Genomic DNA, 8260 nt, shown 5'->3' with positions numbered 1-8260 from the left:
GCATGGGCTCCAATCGACATAAAAAGCCGGTTTTTCCTGCACTTGTTTGGGGCGAAAACCCCTGTTTTCGGAGGCCCCGATGGCTGCCTATAACCTGCGCCAACTCAGATATTTCGTCACCACCGCCGAATGCGGCAGCGTCGCCGAGGCGTCGCGCAAGCTGTATATCGCCCAGCCGTCGGTTTCCACGGCAATCAAGCAGCTGGAAGACAGTTTCGGTGTGCAGCTGTTTATCCGCCATCACGCCCAGGGTGTCTCGCTCACCCCCAGCGGCGCGCGGTTTTATCGCAAGGCGCTGGAGCTGTTGCGGGTGGCCCATGAATTCGAACAGAACGCCTTGGCCGACAATGATGTGGTGGCCGGGCAGATCGATATCGGCTGCTTTGAAACCGTGGCGCCGTTGTACCTGCCGCGCCTGATCGCCGGCTTCAAGGCGCGCTGGCCGGGGGTGGAAATCCGCATCCGCGATGGCGAGCAGCAGGAACTGGTGCAGGCGCTGACGGCGGGCACAATCGATGTGGCGATGCTGTTCGAACACGACCTGGGCGGCTCCATCGAGACCACGCCGTTGATGCCGCCGCAGCAGCCGTACGCGTTGTTGCCGGCCGATCATCGCTTTGCACGGCAGGCCAGGGTGTCGTTGGCCGACCTGGTGCTGGAGCCGATGATTCTGCTGGACGTGCTGCCCAGCCGGACGTACTTCGTGAGCATCTTTGAAGAGCGCGGGTTGACACCGAATATCGTGTTCAGCTCGCCGTCGATCGAGATGGTGCGGGGCATGGTGGGGCGCGGGTTTGGCTTTTCGATTCTGGTGACCAAGCCGTTCAGCGAGTACACCTATGATGGGCAGAAGGTGGTGTGTATTGCGCTGGCGGAAACCGTCACCGGCTCCGGGTTGTCGGCGGTGTGGCTCAAACGCGCACCGCTGACCAAGCCGGTGCAGTTGTTCGTTGATTACTGCCGCGAAGAGCTGGCGAGGTTGCTGGCCTGAGTGCCAGAAATGTGGGGAACGTGGTGGTTTCAGAGGCGGATCGAATCCAGCATCCGCCGTAACATCGCATCACACCCAGCCAACTGTTCCACGCTCACAAACTCATCCGGCTTGTGCCCCTGGTCCATGCTGCCGGGCCCGCACACCACGGTGGGGATGCCCACTGCATCAAACAACCCGCCTTCGGTACCAAACGCCACGGTGCCAAACGCCCTGGAACCGCAAAACGCCGCGATCAGTTCTGCGGCCTGGCTGCGCTCATCGGTGACCAGGCCAGGGTAAGCCGATAACTCGGTGAACCGAATCGAACTCTGCCTGCTCACGGCGTGCATGCGCGGCAGTACCTGTTGCATCGCATAGGCTTGCAACTCTTCAGCCACTTCACCCGGATCCATCGAGGGCAGTGCACGTACTTCAAAATCAAACCGGCAATCGGCAGGCACGATATTGAGTGCCTTGCCGCCGCTGATCACGCCGGTTTGCACGGTGCTGAACGGCGGATCAAAGCGAGGGTCCTGGTGCGCCCGCAAGCGTTGGCCGATGCGCCCGAGTTCGCCGATCAACTCGACGGCATGCTCAATCGCATTCACCCCGGACGGCGCATACGCTGAGTGACACGCCTCGCCATGCACATCGCAGCGCATCGCCAGCTTGCCCTTGTGGCCGAGCACGGGTTTGAGCTCCGTCGGCTCGCCGATGATGCACAGCATGGGTTTTACCGGGCGCTGCTCCAATACGGCGAGCAACGAACGGACGCCCAGGCAACCGACTTCCTCGTCGTAAGACAACGCAATGTGCACCGGCACGCGCAGAGACGCCTTGATCAGTTCGGGCACCAGCGCCAGCACGCAGGCGATATAGCCCTTCATGTCGGCGGTGCCCCGGCCATACAACTTGCCGTCACGCTCGGTCAGCTGAAACGGCGGCAGCGTCCAGGGCTGTCCATCCACCGGCACCACGTCGGTATGCCCCGACAACACGATGCCGGGCAGCGCAACCGGGCCGACGCTGGCAAACAGGTTGGCCTTGCTGCGCGATTCGTTGTAGATCAACTCACTGGCCACGCCGAAGCCCGACAGGTAATCGCGCACGAACTCGATCAACCGCAGGTTGGATTCGCGGCTGGTGGTGTCGAACCCCACCAGCGCCTGCAGCAGGTCGCGGCTGCGGCTCATCGTTCGTCCCCGGCCACGCCGTAGCCAGGCGAGCGGTCGGGGGCGAGGGCGCGGTCGATGTAGTCCTGCACTTGCGGGCGGTAGGCGTCCCAGAGTGTTTGCAGTTCGCCAATGGGCGCTTCATCGGCCCAGTCCACGCGCAAGTTGATGATCGGCCAGGTCAGCTCGCCCACCACCACCAGCGCGGCGGAATGCACCGGGCCGGCTTCGCCACCGGCGGCGATGGCCGCGTGCATCGCTGCCAGCAAGCGGTCCGCCAGTTGGCCTTCGCCGTGTTCGAAGGCGCTGACCATGGCTTCGATCACCCCTCGGTCGGCGAGCATATTGCCCGCCGCCACGCATTGTTCGCCCGACACGGCATTGTGGGTGCCCAGGGTTTCGCTGCCGCTGAAATGCCCGCTGCGGCCCAGGTGATCGATCGCGGTCAGTTGCCGGTACTGGCTGTAGCCGTTGCGCGTCAGGGCTGTGTCGATGGCGTCGGCAGGCGAGGCGCCTTGCTCCAGCCCATCGAGCACGTCCGGGCCGAGGGCCGGCAGCGTGATGTTCTGGGTGGCAACCGCCCCCACGCCTGGCCGCAGCCAGGGGCAACGCGCGCCCACGGCGATACTCGATGAGCTGATGGCGATGCCCAGCTGGCCGGTTTGCGCACAACGGCCGACGATTGAAAAGGTCATGGCTCGCCTCCTTACTCTGGAATAACCGCGATTACATCAATTTCCATCAGCCACTGGGGTTGACCCAGGGCCGAGACCACCAGCCCGGTGGAGATCGGAAACACGCCCTTGAGCCACTTGCCGACTTCCTGATACACCGGTTCGCGATAGCGCGGGTCGATCAGGTAGGTGGTGGTCTTGACGATATGCGAGAGATCCGAGCCCGCTTCTTCGAGCAGTTGCTTGACGTTCTTCATCGCCTGTTCGGCCTGGGCTCGCGGATCACCGAGGCCCACCAGCGCGCCATCGAAATCGGTGCCCACCTGGCCGCGCACATACACGGTGTTGCCGGCGCGCACGGCCTGGCACAGGTCGTTGTCCAGGCTCTGGTTGGGGTAAGTCTGCTGGGTGTTGAACATGCGAATACGCGTGTGAGTAGGCATCGTAAAAACTCCGAAAAAAAGGGGATCAGGCGCTGACAGGGGGCTGGCGAACCACCGGGGCGGCTTCGCGGTACTCAAGGTATTGACGCTGGATGGCGATATGGTCGGCCACGTACTTGGCGTCGTGCCACACGCCCCAGATAAACGACGAGCCACGGCGCGACTGCCAGGGCAGCCCGAGGAAATAAATCCCGGCCTCGCTGGAGACGCCGCGCTGGTGCCGGGGCTTGCCGGCCGCGTCAACTGCATCCACCTTGAGCCAGCTGTAGTCCGCGGCAAACCCGGTGGCCCAGATGATCGAAGTGATGCCGGCCTGGGCCAGGTCGAGTTTCAGGATCGGGTTTTTGATGCACTCGGCATCAGGGAATACGCGGCGGGCGTCGGGCTCCGGGGGCAGGTCGAGGCCGTTGCGCTCGATGTAGGCATCGGCCGCGTCCAGCAGCGCCCGGTAGTTCTCATCGCCACGGGCCAGGTTGTCCACCAGGTTGGCTTGGAACGTGGCCACATTGCCGTCGAACGCTTGGGTCAGCCCTACCAGGGTCATGCCTTGCTGGGCCAGCTCACGAAAATCGATGGTCTTGCCGCCGTGGGCGCCGCTCACCGCGATGGTCACGTGCTCGCGGCCAGGCTTCATCGCCGCCTGGTCCCACTCGCCCAGCACCCCCAGCCACCAGCAAAAATCCCGGTTGCGGTAAGCGCGAGGCGGGCGGTCATGGGCGCCGACCGACAGGTACACCTGGCGACCGGAGCGCTGCAATTCATCGGCGATTTGCACACCGGAAGAACCGGCGCCCACCACCAGCACGGCGCCTGCCGGCAGTTGTGCGGGGTTGCGGTAGTCGGCGGAATGAATCTGGTGCAGGGCGGTGTCTTTCGGCGCGATGGCCGGAATCACCGGCTTCTGGAACGGCCCGGTGGCGGCCACCACGCGGTTGGCTTCAATTACGCCTTCGCTGGTGTGCACGGTAAAGCCTGGGCGGCCTTCGTTGCGCACCACCGACGTGACCTCAACACCGGTGCGAATCGGTGCATTGAACTTGCGCGCATAAGCTTCGAAGTAATCCGCCACGCGCTCCTTAGGCGCAAAGCCGTCGGGCGCCACATCATCAAATTCCAGACCCGGAAAACGGTCATGCCAGGCCGGCCCGTTGGCCACCAACGAATCCCAGCGCCCTGTGCGCCAGCGCTCGGCGATACGGCTACGCTCGAGCACCAGGTGCGGCACGCCGTGCTTGCTCAAGTGCTCGCTCATGGCCACGCCGGCCTGGCCGGCGCCCACCACCAGGGTGTCTGTTTTTGTTATTGCTTGGGTCATGTGTCTGTCCTTGCGTAATGCAGTTGGATTCAGCTTGGGCATGACTTCAAGGCTAGGGGGAGGGTGGTTTTTAATAAAATATTATTAAGCTTTGGAGTGAGCATAAATATCGAATGCAGAAGCGCGGACGCCATAGAGCCACAGTGAGAAATATGATCCGGATCTCGAATGCGCGGTGTTGGCTGAACGTTGGAAGTGCCGGAGAATACAGCGCCGGGATCAGGAGGGGCGATTAGCACAAACGGGCTAAGTTACGATTTAAAGTCATGGAAGGAGCATGCAGTGTTGGAGATAAAAAGAGCGACCCCAGACGACGCAGACAGCGCATTTGAGATTCGCCGTGAGGCCATTCGCGGTCAGTGCATCGGCGCTTATAGCGCTGAGCAAATGGCGCTCTGGACCCGAGGATGTGCAAGTGATGGCTACAACGCGCTGATGGAACAACCGTTCTACCTGGGATGGGTGGACGGTCAGCCTGTCGCCACCGGCATGCTCGACCTTGCCAACAATGAAGTCGGTGCCTTATTCGTATTGCCTGCATTCACCGGGCGCGGGTATGGCAGGGCGATGCTCGATCACCTGGAAAACGTTGCGCGGCAGCAGGGGATTGCGCACGTGGTATTGGATGCGACGTTGAATGCGGTGAGTTTCTATCGTGCCTGTGGGTATGAGGGGGACGAGCAGGCGGTGTATCGCTCGCCGTCCGGGTTAGTGCTGGCGTGTGTGCCCATGATGAAAAAACTTGCGCCGAACTCCGATGCTGCAGGCCGTGATGGCGAGTGCCTTATCGGTTCGCGAAATTAGTGCGCAATTGTTCAATCACCCGTTCTATACCAGGCCCTTGAATCTGCGGCGGCGTGAGGCTCTCACCAAACTCACGCCACACAAACAGCGTCAGCTCAGCCCCGTCGGTCAAGGTTTCGGCGGATGTCTGCGAACCGAAACCCTGCAACGCGCGATAACGTTCGTCGTGCCAGAACGCTTGTTCAACCCAGTCATAGACCGGGATGAAGTGAAAGTGCAGCGGGAAACCCGGCATATGGCCGTAGCGGCTGGTATACAGCCATTTGGGCTTGAGCTGGGTTTGCATCACGCGCTGGGTCCGGGCGAGCAAGCCGCCCAGTTCGGCCAGTGCGGCGTCGGGCATGTCGGCGAGCGAATCGATCGGTGCCTTGGCGCCGAGCATCAGGTAGCCCGGCAGCTTCGACGCGAGATGATGGTTGAGCAGCCAGTGTTCGGTCTGGTGCAAGAGGTAGGCGGGGTCGATTTGCATGGGCACGCGTCCAGGTTGGCTGGTGCGGCAGGATAACAAGTATTCCCAGCATTTCTGCCGAGTTCGACTTCAATGCATCTTGCTATGGTCCATATGGCTATGATCCATCCCATCCAAACCGCGCGCTGGCGCTTTCACTTCGATGGTTTGCTCAGCGCCCTTGGCATCTTTCACCGTCAGGGTCAGCGGCACCTGGTCGCCTTCCTTGATCTGGCCGGTCAGGCCCATCAGCATCACGTGGTAGCCATTCGGGTCGAGGGTCACGGCTTTGCCCGCTGGCAACGCCACCGCATCCACCGGGCCCATGCGCATCACGTCGTCCTTCATGCTCATTTCATGGATCTGCACGTCCTTGGCCACCGGTGAAGCCACGCGCAGCAACTGGCTGTCGCTGTCGGCGGTGACGGTCATGAACGCACCGCTGGAAGGCTGCCCCGGCACGGTGGCGCGTACCCAGGCGTCGGTCACTTGCACCTGGGCGCTGGCGTGGGCGGCAAGGCCGAGCAGGGTGAGGCCGAAGGTGAGACGCTTGAGGTGTTGAACGGCAGTCATTAGCAGACCTCCATGACGGTGAGCAGGTCTTCTGCGCACTCTTTAGCGGTAAGGGATGCCTGCAAGCCAAGGCGCAGGTTGCCACGGGTATCGAACACGAAGCTGGTGGCGGTGTGGGACAGGGTATAGGTGTCACCGGCGGGGATCTTTTCATAGAAGATCCCGAACTCCTTGGCGGCCACGGCGATTTCTTCCGGGGTGCCGTAGAGGGCTTCGAAGCTGGGGTCGAAGGCCTTGACGTATTTGTCGAGAATCTCGGGGGTGTCGCGCTCGGGGTCCAGGGTGATGAACACCACCTGCATGATTTCACCGTCGCGGCCCATCAGTTTCTTGGCCTGGGCGGCACGTGCCAGGGTGGTCGGGCAGACCGCCGGGCACTGGGTGAAGCCGAAGAACACCACCGGCATCAGGCCACGGTACGAGCTCAGGGTGACGGTTTCGCCGTCGGTGTTCTTGAGCTTGAAGGTGCGCCCCATGATCTTGTCACTGAGGTCTTTGCCGTACTTGAAATTCAGCTTGGGGCTGTAGTCACAGCCGCCCAGCAGGCTGCCCAGGCCCAACAACCCCATGCCGGTCAGCACTTTGCGGCGGGTGAATAACGTACTCATCAACTGTGCATCCTGTGAAACGCCTGAATGGCCGTGCAACTGCCCACCCGGCTCTGAAAAGGAATAACGAGAAGGATGCAGAGTCTATCAACCCTGGCCACCCCGCGTAATCTGCGACGTTCTGCCACAGGGGCGTGCAGCGCTTCATCCTTTTGCGGCTTGGGTGGTAGAGTCGCCGCCATGAAATTGAGTCACCCCGACCGTGCGCTGATCGCCTGGGCCCTGTACTTTTGCGTGCTGGTGAGCCTGTTCGCGTGTGGTTTGGGGCATGGGCAGATGATGGGCCAACAGCTCAACGGCATCGGCGGCCAGTTCTGTTCGGTGGACGGCGGCCAGCCGGCAGTGTCCGACAAAGGGTTGGCTGACCCGTCTTCCAGCAACATCTCGAACTACTTTGCCTGCCCGGTGTGCGGTGCCGTCACCGTCGGCCTTGTATTTCTGATCGGCCTGGCCTGGTTGCTGGGCCTCAAGCAAACCCCGCGCGCGGCCCATGAGCGGCGCAACAAGGCGCCTCCGCGTTATTCCTGGCCGTCGGCCAACCCCCGCGCTTCCCCCGCATTCTGACGTGTGCTCTGGGCTTCCTGTAACCGGGAGGCGTTCTATCGTCACGACTGTGAGTACGCTTTATGAACCATCCGTTGCCAGCAGGCGCCAGCCGCCTGATCAGCAAGGCCACCCGATACCCGCGCGCGGAATCGGCCACGCCTGACTACCCAAGTAACGCCCGTTGTTTCGTGCACCTGGATGCACGCCTGCTCCCGCATTGGCACACCTTGTTCGACGTCTGCCCGGCATTGCTCAAGCTCGATCCGCCGGAGGGCTTGAACCTGTTTCGCAGTTTCATGACCTGGGCGTATCGCAACCAGCCACCGCTGGACTGGACTTATTATTTGAACGTGTGTCGTTGGCTGCTGAGTTCAGCGTACCGTACGCAAATCGATGCAGAACCTATTGACGCCTTCATGGCCGCAGCGGCCGCGCGCTGGGTGCTCACGGACAACAGCCAGGCGGCGGGGGTCGTCCTGAGCTGGCGTGGTTCGACCGTTTTCGATTGGAAAGGCTTTGATCGCAAAGGATTCGATTGCAACGGCGCCGCATTAAGAGCCGCAGAGCAACAAGCCTTGCCCGCGCCCGCCTGGGATTTCGCCTGGTGCCCCTTGAGTGAGGGAGGCGCGTTCAGTGCATGGCTGGCGGTACCTTGAAGTGGCCCGGTACTTAGTGCTGGTGCAATGAATAACGCGACAGGCCTG

General features: G+C 62.0%; 11 protein-coding genes. 4 read left to right on the top strand and 7 right to left on the bottom strand.

From position 1 onward, the window contains the following. The first annotated feature begins 79 nt into the window (after positions 1-79). The gene (locus Q1V60_RS03510) at positions 80-991 is read left to right on the top strand and encodes a LysR substrate-binding domain-containing protein (RefSeq protein WP_300627458.1); all 912 of its coding nucleotides are present in this window, start codon (positions 80-82) and stop codon (positions 989-991) included. Between the two features lie 29 nt (positions 992-1020). Here the strand turns inward: Q1V60_RS03510 and argE are convergent, their stop codons facing one another. Genes argE through Q1V60_RS03490 form a run of 4 tightly spaced genes read right to left on the bottom strand, consistent with a single transcriptional unit; the run spans position 1021 to position 4577 of the window. Continuing rightward, complete coding sequence (gene argE, locus Q1V60_RS03505) at positions 1021-2166, bottom strand: acetylornithine deacetylase (RefSeq protein WP_300627456.1); 1146 nt, start codon at positions 2164-2166, stop codon at positions 1021-1023. Then, positions 2163-2840 (bottom strand): DUF1028 domain-containing protein, encoded by a 678-nt coding sequence (locus Q1V60_RS03500; RefSeq protein WP_300627454.1) that lies wholly within the window; start codon positions 2838-2840, stop codon positions 2163-2165. Before Q1V60_RS03500 ends, argE begins: the two co-directional genes overlap by 4 nt. Positions 2841-2851: 11 nt before the next feature. Further along, on the bottom strand, positions 2852-3262 hold the full coding sequence (locus Q1V60_RS03495) for a RidA family protein (RefSeq protein WP_300627452.1): 411 nt from the start codon (positions 3260-3262) through the stop codon (positions 2852-2854). 25 nt (positions 3263-3287) lie between these two features. Beyond that, positions 3288-4577 carry an NAD(P)/FAD-dependent oxidoreductase gene (locus Q1V60_RS03490; RefSeq protein ID WP_300627450.1) on the bottom strand — a complete coding sequence of 430 codons (1290 nt, stop codon included), beginning with the start codon at positions 4575-4577 and terminating at the stop codon, positions 3288-3290. A 282-nt stretch (positions 4578-4859) separates the two neighbouring features. On the opposite strand from Q1V60_RS03490, the gene Q1V60_RS03485 reads away from it, so the two are divergent. Continuing rightward, positions 4860-5381, top strand: a complete 522-nt coding sequence (locus Q1V60_RS03485) for a GNAT family N-acetyltransferase (RefSeq protein ID WP_300627449.1) — start codon at positions 4860-4862, stop codon at positions 5379-5381. Here the strand turns inward: Q1V60_RS03485 and Q1V60_RS03480 are convergent. The 3 genes from Q1V60_RS03480 to Q1V60_RS03470 form a co-directional block, all read right to left on the bottom strand. Continuing rightward, on the bottom strand, positions 5362-5850 hold the full coding sequence (locus tag Q1V60_RS03480; RefSeq protein ID WP_300627447.1) for an HIT family protein: 489 nt from the start codon (positions 5848-5850) through the stop codon (positions 5362-5364). The two genes, Q1V60_RS03485 and Q1V60_RS03480, sit on opposite strands and share 20 nt — an antisense overlap. Positions 5851-5919: 69 nt before the next feature. After that, positions 5920-6402: a copper chaperone PCu(A)C gene (locus tag Q1V60_RS03475; RefSeq protein WP_300627445.1), complete on the bottom strand. Its 483-nt coding sequence runs from the start codon at positions 6400-6402 to the stop codon at positions 5920-5922. Continuing rightward, on the bottom strand, positions 6402-7010 hold the full coding sequence (locus tag Q1V60_RS03470) for an SCO family protein (protein ID WP_034106413.1): 609 nt from the start codon (positions 7008-7010) through the stop codon (positions 6402-6404). Before Q1V60_RS03470 ends, Q1V60_RS03475 begins: the two co-directional genes overlap by 1 nt. Positions 7011-7190: 180 nt before the next feature. Between Q1V60_RS03470 and Q1V60_RS03465 the strand changes: the two genes are divergently transcribed. Both Q1V60_RS03465 and Q1V60_RS03460 read left to right on the top strand, forming a co-directional pair. Continuing rightward, positions 7191-7574 carry a DUF2946 domain-containing protein gene (locus Q1V60_RS03465; RefSeq protein WP_300627442.1) on the top strand — a complete coding sequence of 128 codons (384 nt, stop codon included), beginning with the start codon at positions 7191-7193 and terminating at the stop codon, positions 7572-7574. Between the two features lie 62 nt (positions 7575-7636). Then, positions 7637-8212, top strand: coding sequence for a putative natural product biosynthesis protein (locus Q1V60_RS03460; protein ID WP_300627440.1), 576 nt, complete (start codon positions 7637-7639; stop codon positions 8210-8212). Positions 8213-8260 lie beyond the last annotated feature (48 nt).

It is taken from the genome of Pseudomonas sp. (assembly GCF_030147005.1).
Classification (GTDB): Bacteria; Pseudomonadota; Gammaproteobacteria; order Pseudomonadales; family Pseudomonadaceae; genus Aquipseudomonas.
The sequence above is the reverse complement of the archived record's forward strand: the minus strand, read 5'-3'. Positions and strand labels throughout refer to the sequence as shown.